Raw genomic sequence first — 20,753 nt, forward strand, 5'->3', positions numbered from 1 at the left:
CGGCAGGTACACCTAATGCATGACGCGGTCACAGCTACTCGTCAGCACTGATCAGGCGGGTGTCGAGCTGCCGGCGGGTGCGCCCCGGTATTCCCTGCTCGTCGCCAACGACAACGACGAAGTCCTTGCCGCACAGCGGCTCCGCTACCAGGTTTTCGCCGAGGAAATGGGCGCGAAGCTCGTCTCCGCCAAGCCGGGCCTCGACGTCGACGAGTTCGACCAGTTCTGCGACCACCTGGTGGTCCGGGACGACAACAGCGGCGAAATCGTCGGCACCTACCGGATGCTGCCGCCGGATCGCGCGGCGCGGGCGGGACGGCTCTATTCGGACACCGAGTTCGAGCTGTCCGCACTGGCCGGAATTCGCGGCTCCCTGGTGGAGACCGGACGGTCCTGTGTGCACCCCGCGCACCGCGGCGGCGGGGTGGTGAGCCTGGTCTGGGCCGGAATCGCCAGGTACATGCTGCTTTCCGGGCACCGCTACCTGGCCGGCTGCGCGTCGGTGCCGCTCACCGAGGGCGGCAGCTACGCGGCGGGGGTCTGGGACGTGGTGCGCGCCAAGCACTACTCGCCGGACTCCCAACGGGTGATGCCCTTGCACCCTTGGCAATTCGAAGGCGTGGCGCGGCCGGCCAGGGCGCTGCTGCCGCCGTTGCTCAAGGGGTACGTGCGCCTCGGCGCGCGGGTGTGCGGCCCGCCGGCGCACGATCCGGACTTCGGCGTCGCGGATTTCTTCGTGCTGCTGGACCTGCAGAACATCGACGAGCGGTACCTGAAGTTCTTCCTCGGAATCCAGTGATGGCGCACCCGTGGATGCCGGTGTCGCCCTGCGGTGACGGCTGCCTGACCCCGGACGCGCCGTCGGTGGCCTTTCCCCGGCGGGTGCTGCGGGTCGCCGCCGCGGTGAGCGTGCTGCTGGTGACGCTGGCGCTGTCGCCGGTGGTGTTCCTCACCCGCGGCGCGGCGCGGGCGTTCGCCGTGCGGCTGGTCTTCGGTGGCGTGCTGCGCGCGTTCGGGGTGCGGCTGCTGGTGCACGATCCGGACGGGTTCGCCCGCGCCGGGGAGATCGGCCGTGGCGCGCTGGTGGTGAACAACCACATGTCCTGGCTGGACATCGTGGCGATCAACGCGGTGCGGCCGATGCGCGCGCTGGCCAAGAAGGAGGTCGGCGGCTGGCCGCTGCTCGGCGGGCTGGTCTCCCGCTCCGGCAGCCTTTTCCTGGACCGGGAAAGGCTTTCCACCCTGCCCGCGACGATCGCCGAGCTGGCCGAGGCGCTGCGGACGGGTGCGATGGTGAACGTGACCCCGGAGGGCACCACCTGGTGCGGGTTGGCGTCCGGCCGGTTCACCACGGCCACCTTCCAGGCGGCCATCGACGGCGGGGTGCCGGTGCGGCCGATCGCGCTGCGCTACCGCCTGGCGGACGGCCGCGAGACCACCAGGGCCGCGTTCATCGGGCCGGAGTCGCTGATCGCCTCGCTGCGCCGGGTCGCCCGCCTCCGCGGCCTCGTGCTGGAAGTCTTCGTCTGCCAGGAGATCGCGCCCGGCCGTGCCGCCGACCGCCGCGAGCTCGCCGACCTCGCCGAGTCCGCCGTGCACTCCGCGCTCGGCACCGTCCGCATCCCACCCCAGCGCCGCCGTCGCCCCGCACCCCGCCAACTCACCGACGCACCCGGCCAACTCACCGACGCGGGCGGCCAACACGCCGGGTAAGGCGTGTTTGCCGTCTGGGGCGCCGTGTTTGCTGGCTGCGGCGCCGAGTTGGCCGTCATCGCGGGTTGACCTCCAGTGGGGTGGAGGTTGCAGGGTTCGGTCATGGCATTGGGGCGGGTGGGGCGCGAGCGGCGCGAGCGGGTGTTGTGGACGCCTGAGCACCGGGTGACCACGGCCGGCGTACTGCTGGTGGTCACCCTGGTCGCGTTCGAGAACATGGGCGTGGCCACGGCGATGCCGAGCATGGTGGCCGATCTGGACGGCCAGGCGCTCTACTCCTGGCCGTTCACCGCTTTCCTGGTGGCCAGCGTGGTGGCGACGGTGCTCTCCGGCAGGCTCGGCGACCGCCGCGGGCCAGGCCCGGCGCTGCTGCTCGGGCCCGCCCTGTTCCTCAGCGGACTGTTCGTCGCCGGTTTCGCGCACAGCATGGGCGTGCTGCTGCTCGGCCGGGTGCTGCAGGGGCTTGGCTCCGGGGTGCTGCTGGTGGCCATCTCGCTGCTGATCGCGGCCACCTACACCGACCGCGAACGGCCGGTGATCTACGCCGCGAACGCGGCGGCCTGGGTGCTGCCCGCGGTGATCGGGCCATCGGTCGCCGGGGCGCTCACCGAGACGATCGGCTGGCGCTGGGTCTTCCTCGGGCTGACCCCGCTGGTGCTGCTCGGCTTCGCCCTGCTGGTGCACGTGGTCCGCGGGCTCGGCGGGTACCTGCCGGGCACCGGTGAGCAGCGCGCCGGGGTGCCGGCCGCGGTGGCCGCCGCGGCCGGGGTGGCCGCGCTGACCTGGGCGGCCCAGCATCCGTCCGTGCCCGCACTCGGCTACGGCGCCGCCGGCCTGCTCGCACTCGGTTTCGCCCTGCGCAAGCTGCTGCCGGCGGGCACGCTGACGCTGCGACCCGGCCTGCCGACGGTGGTCGCGTCACGGGCCCTGATCGGCGGCGCGTACATGGGTATGGAGGCATACCTGCCGCTCACCATGAGCACCGTGCACGGCTACAGCCCGGCCGCCGCCGGACTGCCGCTCACCGTCACCGCGCTCGGCTGGTCCGCGGCGTCGGCGGTGCAGGGCCGCTATCCGGACTGGTCGAGGGAACGCTCGCTGCGCACCGGTTTCGTACTGGTCGCGATCGCACTGGCGATCTTCGCCTTCGTCTCCCAGCCCTGGTTCCCCGGCTGGGGCGCCTATGCCGCCTGCCTGGTCGGCGGGGCCGGGATGGGCACCGCCATGCCGGCCATTTCGGTGCTGCTGATGCGCTTTTCGCCCGAAGCCGAGCGCGGGTTCAACACCTCGGCGATGCAGCTTGGCGACTGGGTCGGCTCGGCGCTGACGGTCGGTTTCGGCGGGGTGCTGCTCGGCCTGCTGGCCTCGGCGCAGCAGCCTTCCGCGGCGGTGGCCGTGCTGAGCGCCGTCATGGCGGCGCTGGCGCTCGTCGGGGTGCTGGCGACGAGCAGGTGGCCGTCGAAGGTGTGATCCCCGCCTCCTGGCCAGGGCGGGCTTGGCTACCGGCTGAGTGCGACTACCCTGGAATGGCGATGACCTATCTCGATCACGCGGCGACCACCCCCATGTTGCCGGCGGCCATAGCGGCGATGACCGAGGCGCTGTCCACCGTGGGCAACGCCTCCTCGCTGCATTCTTCCGGCAGGCGTGCCCGGCGGGTGGTGGAGGAGGCCAGGGAAACCGTGGCCGAGGCGATCGGTGCCCGGCCCTCCGAGGTGGTCTTCACCGGCGGTGGCACGGAGAGTGACAACCTCGCGGTCAAAGGCATTTTCTGGGCCCGCCGCGCGGAGGACCCCGCGCGCCGCCGGGTGATCGCCAGCTCGGTGGAGCACCACGCGGTGCTGGACACCGTGGAATGGCTGGCGGACCAGGCCGGCGCCGAGGTCGGCTGGCTCGAGGTGGACGAGCACGGCCGGGTGCGCCCGGAGACGCTGCGCCAGGCCATCGAAGAGAACCCGGCCGACGTCGCACTGGTCACCGTGATGTGGGCGAACAACGAGGTCGGCACGGTCAACCCGATCGAAGAGCTGGCCGGGATCTGCGCCGAGCACGGCATCCCGCTGCACACCGACGCGGTACAGGCCGTCGGCGCGGTCCCGGTGTCCTACGCCGCCAGCGGTGCCGGCGCGCTGACGCTCACCGGGCACAAGGTCGGCGGGCCATACGGGGTCGGCGCGCTGGTGCTGGGCCGCGACACCTCGTGCGTGCCGCTGCTGCACGGCGGCGGGCAGGAGCGTGACGTCCGCTCCGGCACCCTCGACGTGCCCGCCATCCACGCCTTCGCGACGGCCGTGTCGGCCAGTGTTGCCGCGCAGCCGGAGCAGGCCGGGCGCCTCGCCGCGTTGCGCGACGAACTGGTCACCGCGGTGCTGACCGAGGTGCCGGACGCGGTGCTCAACGGCGGCGGGCCGGAGATGCTGCCCGGGATCGCGCACTTCACCTTCCCCGGCTGCGCCGGGGACAGCCTGTTGATGCTGCTGGACGCCAAGGGCATCGAGTGCTCGACCGGGTCGGCCTGCACCGCCGGGGTCGCCGAGCCGAGCCACGTGCTGCTGGCGATGGGTGCGGACGCGGCGTCCGCGCGCGGGTCGCTGCGGTTCTCGCTCGGGCACACCTCGACCCGCGCCGACGTGGAGTCGCTGGCGCGGGAGATCGCCGGGGTGGTCGGCCGGGCGAGGCAGGCCGGGCTGGCCGGAATGCGCAAGCAAAAAGCGAAGGTGTGAGGGGTATGCGGGTACTTGCCGCGATGAGCGGGGGAGTGGACTCGGCGGTGGCCGCCGCGCGCGCGGTGGACGCCGGGCACGAGGTGGTCGGCGTGCACCTGGCGCTGTCCGCGAAACCCGGCACCCTGCGCACCGGGTCCAGGGGCTGCTGCACCGTCGAGGACTCGCACGACGCCAGGCGCGCCGCGGACATCATGGGCATCCCCTTCTACGTCTGGGATTTCGCCGAGCGGTTCACCGAAGAGGTGGTGGAGACCTTCGTCGGCGAGTACGCCGCCGGGCGCACCCCGAACCCGTGCGTCACCTGCAACGAGAAGATCAAGTTCGAGGCGCTGCTGGACAAGGCGATGGCGCTGGGCTTCGACGCGGTGGTCACCGGCCACTACGCACGATTGTCCGTTGTGGACGGTGTGCCGGAGCTGCGGCGCAGCGCGGACGAGGGCAAGGACCAGTCCTACGTGCTGGCTTCGCTGACCCCGGAGCAGCTGCGGCACGCGATGTTCCCGCTCGGCGGCTCGCGCAAGCCCGACGTGCGGGCCGAGGCGGAGCGGCGCGGGCTGTCCGTGGCGAACAAGCCGGACAGCCACGACATCTGCTTCATCCCGGACGGTGACACCAAGAAGTTCCTGGAGTCCAAGCTCGGTCAGAGCCCCGGCGAGCTGGTGGACGCCGAGACCGGCGCGGTGCTCGGCAGGCACACCGGGGTGCACGGGTTCACCGTCGGCCAGCGCAAGGGCCTCGGCATCGAGGCGCCGGCGCCGGACGGTCGGCCGCGGTACGTGCTGTCGCTGGAGCCGGTGTCCGGCACCGTGAAGGTCGGCTCGGCCGCGCAGCTCGGCGTCCGCGAGATCCGGGCGGACCGGCCGATCTGGCCGTCCGAGCGGCCGTTGGACGGGCCGGTCGAGTGCACGGTCCAGGTCCGCGCGCACGGTGGTATCGCCGACGCCGTGGCCGAGGTCGACGGCGACCAGGTGCGCGTCCAGCTGCGGGAGCCGCTCAGCGGCGTGGCTCCCGGCCAGGTCGCGGTGCTCTACCGCCCGGACGCCGGCGGCGACCTCGTCCTCGGCTCCGCGAAGATCGCCGCCACCTCCTGAAGAACCGCTAGAGGGTGAGCTTGAAGCCGGTGTGCGTTGGCTGGAAGCCGAGCCGCCGGTAGAAGCGGTGCGCGTCGGCGCGGGTGGCGTTGGAGGTCAGCTGCACGATCGAGCAGCCGCGTCGCCGGGACTCCTCGATCGCCCATTTCATCAGCGTGCCGCCCAGCCCGCCGCCCCGGTACGCGGCCGCGACCCGCACCGCCTCCAGCTGCCCGCGGGCCGAGCCGCGGTGGGACAGCCCGGGAATGATGCTCAGCTGGAACGTGCCCGCCACCGTGTCTTCGTCGTCGGCGACCATCAGCAGCTGGTTCGGGTCGGTCTCGATGTCGGCGAACGCGCGCAGGTACGGGCCGAGGTCCTCGGTGGACTCCCTGGTCGCGCCGAGCTGGTCGTCCGCCAGCATCCGCACGATCGGCTCGACATCCTCGCGGCGGGCACGTCTAATCTGGATCTCGCTCACCGACGCGAGTATGCCAGCGCAGGAGGAACCGATGACGCTTCTGAGGTCCAGCACCGTCGCGGACGTGGTCCGGCGCAGCGCGGCCAGGACGCCGGCGCGGGTGGCGCTCCGGTTCGCCGGGCGCCAGTGGAGCTATGCGGAACTGGACGCGGCGGTCACCAGGGCCGCCGCGCACCTGCTCGGTCTCGGCCTCGCCAAGGGCGACCGGGTGGCCGCGTACGGCCGGAACTCCGACGCCTACCTGATCGGTTTCCTGGCCTGTGCCAGGGCGGGGCTGGTGCACGTGCCGGTCAACTACAACCTGACCGGTGACGAGCTGGCCTACCTGCTGCGGCAGTCCGGCAGCACGGCCGCGCTGGTCGACCCCGCATTGAAGTCCAATGTGGACGCCGTGGTCGGCGGGCTGAACCTGAACCACGTGCTGCTGTTGCGGGACACCGAGGACTCGCTGCTGGCCGTCGCGTCCAGCGGCGACGTGCCGGAGCTCGACGTCGAGGTGGCCGACGAGGACCTGGTGCAGCTGCTCTACACCTCCGGCACCACCTCGCGGCCCAAGGGTGCGATGATGACCCACCGCGCGCTGCTGCACGAGTACCTGTCCTGCATCGTGGCGCTGAACCTCACCGAGCACGACGCGCCGCTGCACGTGATGCCGCTCTACCACAGCGCGCAGCTGCACGTTTTCCTGCTGCCGTGGCTGGCCGTCGGCGCCACCAACGACCTGCTGGAGGTGCCCGACCCCGGGGAGATCCTGCGCCGGATCGCCGAAGACCGGCACGGCGCCTTCTTCGCCGCGCCAACGCTCTGGGTGGCCATCGCGAACCATCCGGACTTCGGCAGTGGCGATCTCGGCGCGCTGCGCAAGGCGTACTACGGCGCCTCCATCATGCCGGGGCCGATCCTGCGGCGGCTCGCCGAAGCCATGCCGGGACTGGGTTTCTACAACTGCTTCGGCCAGTCCGAGATCGCGCCGCTGGCCACCGTGCTCGGCCCGGACGAGCACGCCGACCGGCCGGAGTCGGCCGGCCGCGCGGCACTGTTCGTCGAGCTGCGGGTGGTCGACGAGAACGGCGACGACGTGCCGCCCGGCGAGCCGGGCGAGGTGGTCTACCGGTCGCCGCAGCTGTGCACCGGCTACTGGGACAAGCCGGAGGAGACCGCGGAGGCCTTTCGCGGCGGCTGGTTCCATTCCGGTGACCTGGTGCGGATGGACGAGGCCGGGTACCTCTACGTGGTGGACCGGATCAAGGACGTGATCAACACCGGCGGGGTGCTGGTGGCGTCCAGGGAGGTCGAGGACGCGCTGTACACCCATCCCGCGGTGGGCGAGGTGGCGGTGATCGGGCTGCCGGACGACAAGTGGATCGAAGCGATCACCGCGGTCGTGGTGTCCAAAGAGGACTACCAAGGCGAGGTCGACGAGGCGGCGTTATTGGCTCACGCCAAGGAGAAGCTGTCGCCGTTCAAGGTGCCAAAGGCGGTGCGGTTCGTGCCGGAACTGCCGCGCAACGCCTCCGGCAAGATCCTCAAACGCGAGCTGCGCGATCAGTTCAGGCCGTAGTGGCGGACGCCGCCGGAGGTGGCCGACGTCAGACTGCCCTGTGCTACCAACAGGTCGAGGTGTGCGGCGGTCTCCAGCACGGCGAGCATCTTGTTGAACGCGTCCAGCTCGTTCAGCTCGCGCCGCCGCCTCGTCCAGCCGAGCCGCCCCGCCGCCTCCAAGGCGGTGGACGCGCCGTTCGCGATGGTCTCGCCCATCGCGGTCAGCCGCTCGGCGTGGTGCGCGAGCAGCTCGTCCACCCGCTGGTGCGCGCTTTCGGTCACCGGCCCGTGCGCGGGCAGCAGCCGGCGGTCCGGCATCTCGCGGACCAGCCGCAGCGAGTCGAGGAAGTCGCCGAGCGGCAGGTCGGCCGGCACCGCCTGGAAGCCGATCGACGGGGTGATGTGCGGCAGCACGTGGTCGCCGGAGAAAAGCAGCCCGGCCGCGTCGTCGGCGAACACCAGGTGCCCGCTGGTGTGCCCCGGCGTCGGCACCACCTGGAAGTCCCGGCCCGGCAGCACCTCGCGGGTACCGCCGGTGAGCCATTCGTCCGGCGTCTCCCATTCCGCGCGGTCGCTCAGCAGGCGGTCGCCGAACAGCTCGGCCAACTCCTTCGCCACCACGCCGGCGCCGTACTTGTGCAGCGAGAGCACCACGCCCGCCATCTCCGGCTGGTCCGGATCGGCGGATACCTTCAGCGACGGCTCCTCCGCCTGGCCGAGGGTCACGTGACAGCCGAACTCGCGGCGCAGCGTCACGGCCTGGCTGTAGTGGTCGCGGTGGATGTGGGTGATCAGGAACTCGTCGATGTCCCCGAGCTCCGCACCGATCCCGGCAAGCCCGGCGCGCAGTCGTTCACGGGAGTCCTCCCGCGCCCAGCCCGCGTCCACCAGCACCAGCCGGGTACCGTCGGTGACCGCGTAGACGTTGACCGACTTCAGCCCGTCGTTGGGCAGCGGCAGCGGTATCCGGTACACGCCGGGCGCCACGGTGTAGATCCCGGGCTCGGTCCAGTCGCGGGTGCTGTCGTCCTTGAGCGGCTCCACCCTCCCACCTTGAGCCGCCCCGGATGGACTGTCTACAGCACTGTGCTGAGACGCACGTCACTTGTCGAAAGGTCCGGACCGTACTGTACGAACATGGCCAAGGCTCAGGTTTCCAGGGAGGACTGGGTGCGCGCCGCGATCGACGCGCTGATCGAAGGCGGGGTGGCCGCGGTCCGGGTGGACACCCTGGCCAGGCGGGTCGGCATCACCCGCGGCAGTTTCTACTGGCATTTCGCCGACCGCGACGAGTTGCTCGCCGCGGCGCTGGCCGATTGGGAACGGCTGTGCACCACCGAGGTGATCGACAGCGTGCAGCCGGTGGCCGATCCGGAGCAGCGGCTCGGCACCCTGCTCGCGCACGCGCTCGGCTCGGACGCCCGCTCGCGGCTCGAACCGGCGCTGATGGCGCACGCCGGGCACCCGGTGGTGGCGCCGGTGCTGCGCCGGGTGACCGAGCGGCGGATGGAGTACCTCACCCGCTGCTACCGCGATCTCGGCCTCGGCAAGGCCGCGGCGAGGCGGCGGGCGGTGGTCGCCTACGCCACCTACGTCGGCTGGCTGGAGCTGCGCCGGGCGGTGCCGGACGTGCTGCCCGAGCTGACCGGCGACGACCGTTCCGCCAAGGCCGTGCTGGCCCATCTGAACGACGTGCTGGTCAGCGTCACTCACGAGCGTCCTGTTTGAGCGCGGTGTCGATGGTCAGCGCGCTGGCCACCACCATGCTGGCCAGCGGGTCCGGTAGCTGCCGGTGGATCTGCACCACGTAGTTGTCCGCGGTGGTGAAGGCCGCCTTCAGCAGGCCGCCGAAGGTCTTGGTGACGCGCGCGACCTCCTGGGAATTGTGGTCCTCGATCACGAAGTTCCACGCCCGCCAGTTCTCCGCCTTGATCCCGCCTATCTTGTTACCGTTCACCGAAAACGCGAAGCGTATCTTGCCGAATACGTTTTCCTGGACGATTTCACCGATCGGGGTGTCGTCCGCCTTGGTCACCAGGAACCGGGACTTGAACACCTTCGCCGGCCGAGTCACCTTCAGCACCGTGCTGTGGTTCGCGTCGCGTACCTCGAACCGGTGAGTGAGGAACTGGTCGTAGTTGGTGAACAGCCGCACCAGCTTCTTCAGCGTGCTCTGCCCGACCTGGACCACCCCGCCGAGCTGACGGCCGTGCTGGTCGAAGACGCCGAACTCGTTGGCCATCTCGATCAGCTTGGCGCGCTGGTTGACCACCAGCACCGGCTCGGTGAACAGGGTGCCGCCGCCGGCCTGCGCGCCGCCGCGGCCGCGGGTGGCCTTGGCGACCTGGCTGCGCACCCGGCCCGGATCGGCGGACCGTTCGATGTCCAGTTCGATCGGGTGCGCGTCACCGCCGGGGTCGGCGGGACGGGTGTGCTGCGTCCAGTCCCGCCCGTCCCACCAGCGTTCCTGCCGCGCGTTCGCGTGGTCCGGGTACCAGCCCGGCTGCGGCGAATTGCTCGTCATGACTGGTCAGCGTAACCACGTTCCCCGGCGAGGGAACCCCATTTCGGGAAATGCGGCGAATGTCCGTGTCCCTCTTTGTCCGGCTCGTTCCCTCAGTGTCTTATTCAACTGAGCGGCATGCACGCTCGCTGGTGCGCCCGCCGTCCGTGCGTCACCGGCATCCAGCCGCCACGAGCCACCCTCCGGGCGGCCCCCGTCGACTGGATAGTGCATGCCGCTCAGTCGTCGCCGCTTTCGTTGATGAGTCTTTCCAGTTCCCTTCGCAGCAGCCCGAGCCTGGCGTCGGCGAGCAACGGGATCTCCCGGCGGCGGCGCCGCACCGCCTTCGGGTCGATGTCCACAATGGTCAGCGACTCCTCCCAGGTTGGGGCCGTGGCGACCACCGAGCCCCAGGGGTCGATCACCCGTGAGCCGCCCCAGAACCGCACCCCGGCCTCGTCCCCGACCCGGTTCACGAAGATCACCCAGCACTGCTGCATGCGCGCGGTGAAGGTGAGCAGGTCGTGCCAGTACTCGGCGGGGTCGAAGGAGCCGCCGGTGAGCTTGGCCGCGCTGTTGGTGGGCACCACCAGCACCTCCGCGCCGTCCTGCGCGGCCAGCCAGGGCAGCATCGGCTGCCAGGCGTCGTTGCAGATCAGCGTGGCCATCCTGGCGTGCCGGGTGTCGAAGGCGCGCATGTGCTGACCGGGGCTGGCGTGCTTGCGCTCTTCCCAGATCAGGTAGTTCGGCAGGTACAGCTTGCGGTGGTTGTGCATCAGCTGGCCGTCGGAGAGGTAGAGCGCCGAGTTGTGCCGCCGGATCCGGCCGTCCTCCAGCAGCCCGATCACCACGTCGGTGCCGTGCCTGGACAGCTCGGCGAGACGCTGGTCGTCGGGCCACAGCGAGATGTCGTCGGCGAGCTGGCCGAGCGCGTAGCCGGTCAGGCTCAGTTCCGGGAAGACCACCAGGTCCGCGCCCTCCGCGGCGGATTCCTTGATGATCCGTTCGGTATCGGCAAGGTTTCCTTCCACGTCGCCGAGCCGGCAGTCGGTCTGTGCGAGTGCCACTCTCATGCGTCTCACCTCCTCGGGTCCGAAGCTGATCGGTAAGGCGGACGGTACGGGAGTTTCCGGTGCACATGCGAGGCGAGCCGCACCGCCGGGGCGATCATTTACCTCCGTGCAACACCGAGCACAATCGGGTACGTGACTGAACGAGCATGGAAACCCGGCGCGGCCACCGGCATCGGCTCGATGCCGGGCACCGACCCCGGCGAAGCGGCCGCCGTCCTGCTCGGTGAGCTGCCCGAGTTCCCGCACCTGCCCGAGCTGCCGGCCCGCGGGGTCGGTGCCGACCTGCTCGGCCGGACCGCGGCGCTGCTGGTGGATCTCGCGATCGAGGTGGTGCCCAGCGGGTACCGGGTGGCGGCGCGGCCAGGCCACGACCACCGGCGCGCGGTGGACCTGCTGCGCTGGGATCTGGACGCGCTGGAGGAGGCCGTCCAGCGGGGCGGCGGCGCGCCACCGGTGATCAAGACCCAGGTGGCAGGGCCGTGGACGCTGGCCGCCGGGATCGAGCTGCCGAAGGGCCACCGGGTGCTCACCGACCGCGGCGCGCTGCGGGAGTTCGCCGACTCCCTGCTGGAGGGCCTGCGCGGGCACGTGGCCGAGCTGACCGCGCGCACCGGGGCGCCGGTGGTCGTCCAGTTCGACGAGCCGACCTTGCCGTCGGTGCTGGCCGGTGCGCTGTCCACGCCGTCGGGTTACGGCACGGTGCCCTCGGTGCCCGAGCCGGCCGCCCGCGACCTGCTGGCCACCATGATCGAGGGCGCCGGGCGGATCACCGGCCAGCCGGTGATCGTGCACTGCTGCGCGCCGCGGCCGCCGGTCGGGCTGCTCCGCTCGGCCGGGGCTGGCGCGCTCGCGCTGGACGCGACCCTGCTCGACGGCGCACCCGGCAGCATGCTCGACGAGCTCGGCGAGGCATGGGACGCCGGGCTGACCTTCCTGCTCGGCCTGGTGCCCTCGGTGGCCCCGGCGGAACCGGTCACGCTGCACCAGGTGGCGCTGCCGGCGTTGCGGCTGGCCGACCGGCTCGGGTTCAACCGGGACATCCTGGCCGAGCGGGCGGTGCCGACCGCGACCTGCGGGCTGGCCGGCGCCTCGGGGGAGTGGATGCGCCGTGCGCTGGCGCTCACCCGCGATCTCGGCAAGGCGTTCGTGGAGCCACCGGAAGGCTGGTAGGAACGAGGTCATGAAGTGGTTCCGCCGTCGTAAGCCCGAAGAGGATGTGCCCGATCCGCGCACGCCGTGGCCGGTGCAGGAGGTCCCGGCGGATCCGATGGTGGCCGCGGTCGCGTTCTGGCGCCGCTGGTACGAGCTGCTGCCCGAGATCAGCGCGGCGCTGGGCGACCGGGAGCCGCAGCGGGTGGAGCACGAGCTGTGCCAGGCGATCGCGCTGGTGCACCCGGACCTGCAGTTCTCCCTGGAACGCGGGCAGCGCGCCATCTACGCGCTGGTGGTCACCGGGCAGGAGGATCCGGCACTGCGGCCCTACACCGACGCGTGGAAGGCCGCGGCGCCCGCCGAGGACCCGATCTGGGAGTACCACGACTCGGTGCCGCCGGTGCCGGACCCGAGCGAGGTCACGGTGAACCTTGGCGAGCACCGGATCGCGCTGGCCGACTTCCGGGTCGCCGCGCAGGTGGACAAGGCCGAGGCGGTGGTGGACGTGGCGGTGCATCATCCGCGGCTGGCCGAGCTGGAGGACGCCGCGCGTTCGGCGATGACCTTCCTGCCGCTGGACGCGACCCTCGGCGAGCGGCTCGCGGCCGAGCGGTTACGCAGAGTGGAGCTGGCTGAGAACGAGCCGGCCGGCAGCATCTCGCTGTTGGAGCTGCGCGAGCTGGTGCGCGGGCTGGACGAGCGCGGCGATGAGAATGTCGGTGACGACCACTAGTCTTACCCCCTGTGAGCAGCGAAGAGCTTCCCGAAGACCAGGTCTCTCCCGGCGCCGCGCAGGACATGGCGGACGTACCGGCGCCCGCCCGCGAGCGGCATCTGGCGCTCGCCGAGGAGGTCCGCGGGCACCAGTTCCGCTACTACGTGCTGGACTCGCCGACCATCGCGGACGGTGAGTTCGACGCCCTGCTGCAGGAGCTGGAGCGGCTGGAGGAGGAGCACCCGGGGCTGCGGACGCCGGACTCGCCGACCCAGAACGTGGGCGGCACCTTCTCCACCGAGTTCGTCGCGCACGACCACCTCGAGCGGATGTTCAGCCTGGACAACGTGTTCGACCTGGAGGAGCTGACCGCCTGGGTGGAGCGGGTGGAGAAGGAGACCGGCGCCGGCTCGTACCTGTGCGAGCTGAAGATCGACGGGCTCGCGGTCAACCTGCTCTACGAGAAGGGCAAGCTCACCAGGGCGCTCACCCGTGGTGACGGGCGCACCGGGGAGGACGTCACGCTCAACGTCCGCACCCTGGAGGAGGTGCCGGAGACCTTGCACGGCACCGCCGAGTTCGGAGTGCCGGATCTGGTCGAGGTGCGCGGCGAGGTGTTCTTCCGGGTGGAGGACTTCCTGGAGCTCAACGCCGCGATGGTGGAGGCCGGCAAGCCGCCGTATGCGAACCCGCGCAACACCGCGGCCGGCTCGCTGCGGCAGAAGGACCCCAAGATCACCAAGAGCAGGCGGCTGCGGCTGATCTGCCACGGCTTCGGCAAGCGCGAGGGCTTCGAGCCCGCGAAGCAGTCCGAGGCCTACGAGGCGCTGGCCGCGTGGGGCCTGCCGGTCTCCCAGCACACCAAGATCCTCGCCGCGGACCAGTTGCGGGAGCACATCGAGTACTGGGGCGAGCACCGGCACGACGCCGAGCACGAGATCGACGGCGTGGTGGTCAAGGTCGACCAGGTTTCGCTGCAGCGCAGGCTGGGCAGCACCTCGCGGGCACCCCGGTGGGCGATCGCGTACAAGTACCCGCCGGAGGAGGCCTTCACCAAGCTGCTGGACATCCAGGTCAACGTGGGCCGGACCGGCAGGGTCACCCCGTTCGCGGTGATGGAGCCGGTGAAGGTGGCCGGGTCCACGGTCGCGATGGCCACCCTGCACAACGGCGAAGAGGTCAAGCGCAAGGGCGTGCTGATCGGCGACCGGGTGGTGATCCGCAAGGCCGGGGACGTGATCCCGGAGGTGCTCGGCCCGGTGGTGGACGTGCGCACCGGCGAGGAGCGCGAGTTCCTGATGCCGACCCGCTGCCCGGAATGCGACACCCTGCTGGCGTACCAGAAGGAGGGTGACATCGACATCCGTTGCCCGAACGCCCGGTCCTGCCCGGCGCAGCTGCGGGAGCGGCTGTTCCACCTGGCCGGCCGGGGCGCCTTCGACATCGAGGTGCTCGGCTACGAGGCCGCCGGCGCGCTGCTGGAGTCCGGGGTGGTGCGCGACGAGGGCGACATCTTCGACCTGGACGAGGAGCGGCTCGGGCAGGTGGAGTTGTTCCGCACCAAGGCGGGCGAGCTCTCCGCGAACGCGCACAAGCTGGTGGCCAACCTGGAGACGGCCAAGGACCGTCCACTGTGGAAGGTCATCGTGGGGCTGTCCATCCGGCATGTCGGCCCCACCGCGGCGCAGGCGCTGGCCAGGGAGTTCGGCTCGCTGGAACGGATCGAGGCCGCCGGCGAGGAGGAACTGGCCGACGTGGACGGGGTCGGCCCGACCATCGCGCACGCGGTGCAGGAGTGGTTCGCGGTGGACTGGCACCGCGAGGTGGTCGAGAAGTGGCGCCGGGCCGGGGTGCGGATGGAGGAGGAGCGCGACGAGTCCATCCCGCGCAACCTGGAGGGTCTGTCCATCGTGGTGACCGGCTCCCTGGACTCCTTCTCCCGCGACGAGGCCAAGGAGGCCATCATGGCGCGCGGTGGCAAGGCGGCCGGCTCGGTGTCCAAGAAGACCGCGTTCGTGGTGGTCGGGGACGCGCCGGGGTCGAAGTACGACAAGGCCGTGCAGCTGAAGGTGCCGGTGCTGGACGACGGTGGTTTCCAGGTGCTGCTGGCGCGCGGCCCGGATGCCGCCGCCGAGGTCGCGCTGGCCACCGGCCAGGAGGAGTCAGAGGAGACAGCAGACTCGGAGGAGTCGGATGAGTGACGTCGTGGTCCGTCCCGCCGAGCCGGGAGAGCTGGCCGAGATCGGCGCGCTCACCGTGGCCGCGTACCAGCACGACGGCTTCGTCAAGGGCGCCGAGGCGAACTACGCGGACAAGCTGCGCGACGCCGGGCTGCGGGCCGAGCACGCGGAGCTGCTGGCCGCGGTGGACCGGGACGGCACCGTGCTGGGCTCGGTCACCGTGGTCCGTCCCGGCAGCGAGTTCGCCGAGATCTGCCGGGAAGGCGAGCTGGAGTTCCGGATGCTCGGCGTCGCACCGGCGGCCCGCGGCCGCGGGGTCGGCGAGATCCTGACGCGCGCCGTCGTCGCCCGCGCTGTCGAACTCGGCTGCTCCCGCGTGGTGCTGTCCAGCCTGGACGTGATGCACACCGCCCACCGCCTCTACCAGCGCCTCGGCTTCACCCGCCTGCCCGAACGAGACTGGCACCCCGCCCCCGGCGTCCACCTCCTCGCCTACCAGCTCCCCGTCGCCACGAGCCAACTCGCCGCCCCCGATGGCCAACACGGCTGACCACCGTGTTTGCCCGTGGCGGCGCCGAGTTGGCCGGTTGGGGCGGCGAGTTTGCCGGTGGCGTCAGCTGTCGAGGACGACGGAGACGATGCCGGCGAAGTGGGCGAGCCTGGCCACTTCGGCGGCGCGGAACATCGGGCCGCCCGGCCTGGCCACCAGCAGTGCTTTGTCCGGTTTGCCCAGCGGGGTGGCGGCGAGTTCGGTGCCGAGCTCCTGCCAGGTCTCCGGGATCCAGGAGTCCTCGGAGTCCAGCACGGTCGCGCGCTCCAGCGGCAGCCAGGGCAGGTTCGTGATCGGCGCCTCCGGGGCCGCGCTGGAGGACGCCAGGGTGCGCACCCCGTCGTCGGTGTACTTGACCACCAGCGACCAGCCGGCGCGGATGATCCTCGGCACTCCCTCGGCCAGGATGTCGAGGCCGCATTTGGGCTGCGCGGCGATCTCCTCGACCAGTTCCAGCTCACGATGGGTGTCCAGCACACCGGCGTAAGGCCGCACGGCGTCCACCTCGACGCCTTCGACACTCTCCGCCGCGGTGATCAGCGCGTCCGGCAGCCGTCCGGAGGGGAGTTCGACCACCAGGTCGTCGATGGCCACGCCGCCGCCGCGTTCGACCACGTCGACGCTGAGGATGTCCGCGCCGACGGTGCCGAGCGCGGTGGCCACCGCACCGAGCGTCCCCGGGCTGTCCGGGAGTTGAACCCGGATCAGGAAGGACAACGCGAACCCCTCTCGTCTTGCGGACCCCACCTCGTGGCGGAGCGGATGTGCCGGCCGACGATTGTGGCAGACCCAGCCATCCAACGGGACCGGCCGTCCGCGTAGCGAGATCCCGGCCGCACCCGTAACCCAGTCGAGACCGCCACGCCGACCACCATAGACTTGCAGCTCAACAAGCCCGTCCCACCAGCACACCCCGGGAGTAACCCGCGTGCCCAACATTTCCCGCGACGAGGTCGCGCACCTCGCCAAACTGGCCAGGCTGGCCGTCACCGAAGATGAGCTGGACACCTTCGCCGGCCAGCTCGACCAGATCCTGGACGCGGTGGCCAAGGTCGGCGAGGTCGCCGCGGCGGACATTCCGCCCACTTCGCACGCCGTGCCGTTGACCAACGTGTTCCGCGAGGACGTGGTCCGCCCCGGGCTGACCCAGCAGCAGGCGCTGGCCGGCGCGCCGGCCGCCGAAGAGGGCAGGTTCCGGGTGCCGCGCATCCTGGGGGAGGAAGCATGACCGAGCTGATCAAGCAGACCGCCGCCGAACTGGCCGCGAAGATCCAGTCCCGCGAGGTTTCCGCGGCCGAGGTCACCCAGGCGCACCTGGACCGGATCGGCCAGGTCGACGAGTTCGTGCACGCCTTCCTGCACGTGGACACCGAGGGCGCGCTCGCTGCGGCCCGAGCGGTGGACGCCGACGTCGCCGAGGGCAAGCCGCCCGCCTCCCCGCTGGCCGGGGTGCCGCTGGCGCTCAAGGACGTGCTTGCCACCAAGGGCATCCCGACCACCTGCGGTTCCCGCACCCTGGAGGGCTGGCTCCCGCCGTACGACGCGACGGTCACCCGCAGGCTGCGCGAGGCCGGCGTGGTCATCCTCGGCAAGACCAATATGGACGAGTTCGCGATGGGCTCCTCCACCGAGAACTCCGCCTACGGCCCGACGCACAACCCCTGGGACCACGCCAGGATCCCGGGCGGCTCCGGCGGCGGTTCGTCCGCTTCGATCGCCGCCTTCGAGTCGGCGCTGGCCATCGGCACCGACACCGGCGGCTCGATCCGCCAGCCGGGCTCGGTCACCGGCACCGTCGGCGTGAAGCCGACCTACGGCGGTGTGTCCCGGTACGGCCTGGTCGCCTTCTCCTCGTCGCTGGACCAGGCCGGGCCATGCGCCCGCACGGTGCTCGACGCGGCGCTGCTGCACGAGGTGATCGCCGGGCACGACCCGCTGGACTCCACCTCGATCGACGCCCCGGTGCCGCAGGTGGTCGCCGCCGCCCGCGAAGGCGCCCGCGGCGACCTGACCGGCGTCCGCGTCGGCGTGGTCAAGGAGTTTTCCGGTGACGGTTATCAGGCCGGGGTGCAGCGGTCCTTCGAGGCCGCGGTCGAGCAGCTGCGCGCGCTCGGCGCCGAGGTGGTCGAGGTGTCCTGCCCGAACTTCACCTACGCGCTGCCGGCCTACTACCTGATCGCGCCGAGCGAGTGCTCCTCGAACCTGGCCCGCTTCGACGCGATGCGGTACGGGCTGCGGGTCGCCGACGACGGCGAGCACAGCGCGGAAGAGGTGATGGCGCTGACCAGGGAGAAGGGCTTCGGTGCCGAGGTGAAGCGCCGCGTCATGCTCGGCACGTACGCGCTTTCTTCCGGGTACTACGACGCCTACTACGGCTCGGCGCAGAAGGTGCGCACGCTGATCACGCGCGACTTCGACAACGCGTTCGAGAAGGTGGACGTGCTGGTCTCGCCGACCACGCCGACCACCGCCTTCAAGATCGGTGAGCGGGTGGACGACCCGATGGCGATGTACCTCGCGGACCTGTGCACCATCCCGTCCAACCTGGCCGGCAACGCGGCCATGAGCGTCCCCAGTGGACTGTCCGATGAGGACGGTCTGCCGGTCGGCCTGCAGATCATGGCGCCGGCGCTGGCCGACGACCGGCTCTACCGGGTGGGTGCGGCGTACGAGCTGGCCCGCGACGACGCGGCCGGCGGGTCGCTGGTGTACGAGGTACCTGAGCAGAACGGAGGCGCGTCTTGAGCAAGGTGAAGCAGGCACGAGGGTTGATCGGCGTGGCGACCTCGGTGACCAGTGCCGTCGGCGCGGCCGGCGCGGTGCGCGCGGCGAAGGACAAGAACGACAAGCTGCTGCTGCTCAACGCGGCGGCGAGCGCGATCGCCGCGCTGACCGGGGTGCTGATCGCGGCTCGGCGCTTGAAGAAGGACGCGGGGAAATGACCACCGCCGACGTACTCACTACCGCGGAGGCGGGCAAATGACCACTGTCGCCGAGCTGATGGACTACGCCGAGGTCATTGAGCGCTACGACCCGGTGCTCGGGCTCGAGGTGCACGTCGAGCTGAACACGAACACCAAGATGTTCTGCGGCTGCCCGAACACCTTCGGCGGGGAGCCGAACACCCAGGTCTGCCCGACCTGTCTCGGCCTGCCGGGTTCGCTGCCGGTGGTCAACGGCAAGGGCGTGGAGTCCGCGATCCGGATCGGCCTGGCGCTGAACTGCGAGATCGCGTCCTGGTGCCGGTTCGCCAGGAAGAACTACTTCTACCCGGACCAGCCGAAGAACTTCCAGACCTCGCAGTACGACGAGCCGATCGCCTTCAACGGCTACCTCGACGTGACCCTGGACGACGGTGAGATCGTCCGGGTGGAGATCGAGCGCGCGCACATGGAGGAGGACACCGGCAAGTCGCTGCACATGGGTGGCGCGACCGGCCGGATTCACGGCGCCGACTACTCGCTGCTGGACTACAACCGGGCCGGCGTGCCGCTGATCGAGATCGTCACCAAGATCATCCCGGGGCACGGCGGGCGGGCCCCGGAGGTCGCCAGGGCCTACGTCAGCGCGCTGCGCGACCTGCTGCGCGCGCTGGACGTCTCCGATGTGCGGATGGACCAGGGCTCGCTGCGCTGCGACGCGAACGTCTCGCTGATGCCGAAGGGCACCGAGGAACTGGGCACCCGCACCGAGACGAAGAACGTCAACTCGCTGCGCAGCGTCGAGCGCGCGGTCCGCTACGAGATGACCAGGCAGGCTGCGGTGCTGGCCGGTGGCGGTCGGGTCACCCAGGAGACCAGGCACTTCCAGGAGTCCGACGGCACCACGTCGCCGGGGCGCACCAAGGAGACCGCCGAGGACTACCGGTACTTCCCGGAGCCCGACCTGGTGCCGATGGCGCCGTCCGCGGAGTGGGTCGAAACGCTGCGGGCCACCCTGCCGGAGATGCCCGCGCAGCGGCGCAAGCGGATCCAGGAAGAGTGGCAGCTCACCGCCGAGGAGCTGCGCGACCTGTTCAACGCGGGCGCGGTGGACCTCGTCACGTCCACTGTGGACGCCGGCGCGAAGCCGGCCGAGGCGCGTGGCTGGTGGGTGAACTTCCTGGCGCAGGAGGCGAACGCCCGCGAGGTCGAGCTGGCCGAGCTGGCCATCACCCCGGCGCAGGTGGCCAGGGTGATCACGCTGATCAACGCCGGTGAGCTGACCAACAAGCTCGGCCGCGAGGTCGTGCGCGGGGTGCTGGCCGGCGAGGGCGAGCCGGACGAGGTGGTGGACAAGCGCGGGCTGAAGGTCGTCTCCGACGACTCCGCGCTGATCGCCGCGGTGGACGAGGCGCTGGCCGCGCAGCCGGACGTCGCGGACAAGATCCGCGGTGGCAAGGTGCAGGCCGCGGGCGCCATCGTCGGTGCAGTGATGAAGGCGACCAAGGGCCAGGCCGACGCCAAGCGGGTGCGTGAGCTGATCGTGGAACGAGTCGGCGGCTAGGTGTTTTCGAGGATTACCTGGCGGGAGTGGCTCGGCCTGGCGGCCGGGCTGCTCGCGCTGGGCTCGTTGTTCCTGACCTGGACCGGACTGTCCGCCGGTAACCCGGAGATCGAAGACGCACTGCGCGAGGTCCCCGAGAGCGATGTGCTGCGGGACGGCTGGAACTCCGGCTTCCTGGCCTGGTGCCCGCCGATCCTGCTGCTGCTGGCCGGCTTCGCGGTGATCGGCTTAGCCCGGGTGCCCGGTGCGCGCAAGAGCGGCCTGCCGCAGCTGTGGCTGGTGATCGCCGGGGTGGCGCTGCTGCTGAGCGTGCTCGGCTGGCTGATCATCGACGGGCAGTACGGCAGCGAGCAGCGGGGGCTGTTCGAGCAGGTTGGCATCGAGGTGTACGCCGGGGTCGGTCGGTATCTCGGGCTGCTCGGCGCGGTGGTCTCGGTGGCCGTCTCGGTGCTGGACGCCCGCGCCGCCCGCCGTGAGTCCCGCCGCTGAGGCTTGACAGTTTCGAAGCGTGATCTCTACCGTGCAATAAGAAAGCGCTTTCCACGCGAGCCCAGGAGCCGGAA

General features: G+C 71.1%; 21 protein-coding genes. 16 read left to right on the forward strand and 5 right to left on the reverse strand.

The genetic code is table 11. From position 1 onward, the window contains the following. The first annotated feature begins 19 nt into the window (after positions 1 to 19). From AMYNI_RS0126395 to mnmA, 5 genes are all read left to right on the forward strand, one after another. Positions 20 to 799 (forward strand): GNAT family N-acetyltransferase, encoded by a 780-nt coding sequence (locus AMYNI_RS0126395; protein WP_020671079.1) that lies wholly within the window; start codon positions 20 to 22, stop codon positions 797 to 799. Continuing rightward, entirely contained in the window at positions 799 to 1,713 is a 915-nt protein-coding gene (locus AMYNI_RS45435) for a lysophospholipid acyltransferase family protein (RefSeq protein ID WP_020671080.1), read from the forward strand. The genes AMYNI_RS0126395 and AMYNI_RS45435 overlap by 1 nt, the downstream gene beginning before the upstream one ends. 102 nt (positions 1,714 to 1,815) lie before the next feature. Then, positions 1,816 to 3,183 carry an MFS transporter gene (locus AMYNI_RS0126405; protein ID WP_026360950.1) on the forward strand — a complete coding sequence of 456 codons (1,368 nt, stop codon included), beginning with the start codon at positions 1,816 to 1,818 and terminating at the stop codon, positions 3,181 to 3,183. 62 nt (positions 3,184 to 3,245) lie between these two features. Then, positions 3,246 to 4,436 (forward strand): cysteine desulfurase family protein, encoded by a 1,191-nt coding sequence (locus tag AMYNI_RS0126410; RefSeq protein ID WP_020671082.1) that lies wholly within the window; start codon positions 3,246 to 3,248, stop codon positions 4,434 to 4,436. Positions 4,437 to 4,441: 5 nt separating this feature from the next. Continuing rightward, positions 4,442 to 5,530: a tRNA 2-thiouridine(34) synthase MnmA gene (gene mnmA / locus AMYNI_RS0126415; protein WP_026360951.1), complete on the forward strand. Its 1,089-nt coding sequence runs from the start codon at positions 4,442 to 4,444 to the stop codon at positions 5,528 to 5,530. Positions 5,531 to 5,537: 7 nt separating this feature from the next. Here the strand turns inward: mnmA and AMYNI_RS0126420 are convergent, their stop codons facing one another. After that, a complete protein-coding gene (locus AMYNI_RS0126420) occupies positions 5,538 to 5,981 on the reverse strand; it encodes a GNAT family N-acetyltransferase (RefSeq protein WP_051116557.1) in 444 nt (147 codons plus the stop codon). A 40-nt stretch (positions 5,982 to 6,021) separates the two neighbouring features. On the opposite strand from AMYNI_RS0126420, the gene AMYNI_RS0126425 reads away from it, so the two are divergent. Further along, a complete protein-coding gene (locus tag AMYNI_RS0126425) occupies positions 6,022 to 7,551 on the forward strand; it encodes an acyl-CoA synthetase (protein ID WP_020671085.1) in 1,530 nt (509 codons plus the stop codon). Here the strand turns inward: AMYNI_RS0126425 and AMYNI_RS0126430 are convergent. After that, the gene (locus AMYNI_RS0126430; protein ID WP_020671086.1) at positions 7,536 to 8,576 is read right to left on the reverse strand and encodes an MBL fold metallo-hydrolase; all 1,041 of its coding nucleotides are present in this window, start codon (positions 8,574 to 8,576) and stop codon (positions 7,536 to 7,538) included. The genes AMYNI_RS0126425 and AMYNI_RS0126430 overlap by 16 nt on opposite strands. Positions 8,577 to 8,669: 93 nt before the next feature. On the opposite strand from AMYNI_RS0126430, the gene AMYNI_RS0126435 reads away from it, so the two are divergent. Further along, positions 8,670 to 9,260: a TetR/AcrR family transcriptional regulator gene (locus AMYNI_RS0126435; RefSeq protein WP_020671087.1), complete on the forward strand. Its 591-nt coding sequence runs from the start codon at positions 8,670 to 8,672 to the stop codon at positions 9,258 to 9,260. Here the strand turns inward: AMYNI_RS0126435 and AMYNI_RS0126440 are convergent. Together AMYNI_RS0126440 and AMYNI_RS0126445 are read right to left on the reverse strand one after the other, a co-directional pair. Then, positions 9,238 to 10,056, reverse strand: a complete 819-nt coding sequence (locus AMYNI_RS0126440; protein ID WP_020671088.1) for an LURP-one-related family protein — start codon at positions 10,054 to 10,056, stop codon at positions 9,238 to 9,240. The two genes, AMYNI_RS0126435 and AMYNI_RS0126440, sit on opposite strands and share 23 nt — an antisense overlap. 218 nt (positions 10,057 to 10,274) lie before the next feature. After that, the gene (locus AMYNI_RS0126445) at positions 10,275 to 11,108 is read right to left on the reverse strand and encodes a nitrilase-related carbon-nitrogen hydrolase (protein WP_026360953.1); all 834 of its coding nucleotides are present in this window, start codon (positions 11,106 to 11,108) and stop codon (positions 10,275 to 10,277) included. A gap of 132 nt (positions 11,109 to 11,240) precedes the next feature. Here AMYNI_RS0126445 and AMYNI_RS0126450 point away from each other — a divergent pair, with 132 nt between their 5' ends. From AMYNI_RS0126450 to AMYNI_RS0126465, 4 genes are all read left to right on the forward strand, one after another. Next, complete coding sequence (locus AMYNI_RS0126450) at positions 11,241 to 12,278, forward strand: uroporphyrinogen decarboxylase/cobalamine-independent methonine synthase family protein (RefSeq protein ID WP_040405975.1); 1,038 nt, start codon at positions 11,241 to 11,243, stop codon at positions 12,276 to 12,278. A 10-nt stretch (positions 12,279 to 12,288) separates the two neighbouring features. Next, a complete protein-coding gene (locus AMYNI_RS0126455; protein WP_020671091.1) occupies positions 12,289 to 12,993 on the forward strand; it encodes a hypothetical protein in 705 nt (234 codons plus the stop codon). 65 nt (positions 12,994 to 13,058) lie between these two features. Then, entirely contained in the window at positions 13,059 to 15,176 is a 2,118-nt protein-coding gene (ligA, locus tag AMYNI_RS0126460; RefSeq protein ID WP_051116558.1) for an NAD-dependent DNA ligase LigA, read from the forward strand. Continuing rightward, entirely contained in the window at positions 15,169 to 15,705 is a 537-nt protein-coding gene (locus AMYNI_RS0126465) for a GNAT family N-acetyltransferase (RefSeq protein WP_020671093.1), read from the forward strand. Before ligA ends, AMYNI_RS0126465 begins: the two co-directional genes overlap by 8 nt. Before the next feature lie 63 nt (positions 15,706 to 15,768). Here AMYNI_RS0126465 and AMYNI_RS0126470 read toward each other — a convergent pair whose 3' ends face one another. Then, positions 15,769 to 16,422: an ACT domain-containing protein gene (locus AMYNI_RS0126470; protein ID WP_020671094.1), complete on the reverse strand. Its 654-nt coding sequence runs from the start codon at positions 16,420 to 16,422 to the stop codon at positions 15,769 to 15,771. A gap of 211 nt (positions 16,423 to 16,633) precedes the next feature. Between AMYNI_RS0126470 and gatC the strand changes: the two genes are divergently transcribed. The 5 genes from gatC to AMYNI_RS0126495 are packed head-to-tail and all read left to right on the forward strand — an operon-like array spanning position 16,634 to position 20,679. Beyond that, entirely contained in the window at positions 16,634 to 16,933 is a 300-nt protein-coding gene (gene gatC, locus AMYNI_RS0126475; RefSeq protein WP_020671095.1) for an Asp-tRNA(Asn)/Glu-tRNA(Gln) amidotransferase subunit GatC, read from the forward strand. Then, positions 16,930 to 18,450 (forward strand): Asp-tRNA(Asn)/Glu-tRNA(Gln) amidotransferase subunit GatA, encoded by a 1,521-nt coding sequence (gene gatA / locus AMYNI_RS0126480; protein WP_020671096.1) that lies wholly within the window; start codon positions 16,930 to 16,932, stop codon positions 18,448 to 18,450. Before gatC ends, gatA begins: the two co-directional genes overlap by 4 nt. Next, positions 18,447 to 18,647 (forward strand): hypothetical protein, encoded by a 201-nt coding sequence (locus tag AMYNI_RS0126485; RefSeq protein ID WP_020671097.1) that lies wholly within the window; start codon positions 18,447 to 18,449, stop codon positions 18,645 to 18,647. Before gatA ends, AMYNI_RS0126485 begins: the two co-directional genes overlap by 4 nt. Before the next feature lie 37 nt (positions 18,648 to 18,684). Then, a complete protein-coding gene (gene gatB, locus AMYNI_RS0126490) occupies positions 18,685 to 20,190 on the forward strand; it encodes an Asp-tRNA(Asn)/Glu-tRNA(Gln) amidotransferase subunit GatB (protein ID WP_020671098.1) in 1,506 nt (501 codons plus the stop codon). Then, positions 20,191 to 20,679 carry a hypothetical protein gene (locus AMYNI_RS0126495; RefSeq protein WP_020671099.1) on the forward strand — a complete coding sequence of 163 codons (489 nt, stop codon included), beginning with the start codon at positions 20,191 to 20,193 and terminating at the stop codon, positions 20,677 to 20,679. Positions 20,680 to 20,753: the final 74 nt, after the last annotated feature.

It is taken from the genome of Amycolatopsis nigrescens CSC17Ta-90 (assembly GCF_000384315.1).
GTDB lineage: Bacteria > Actinomycetota > Actinomycetes > Mycobacteriales > Pseudonocardiaceae > Amycolatopsis > Amycolatopsis nigrescens.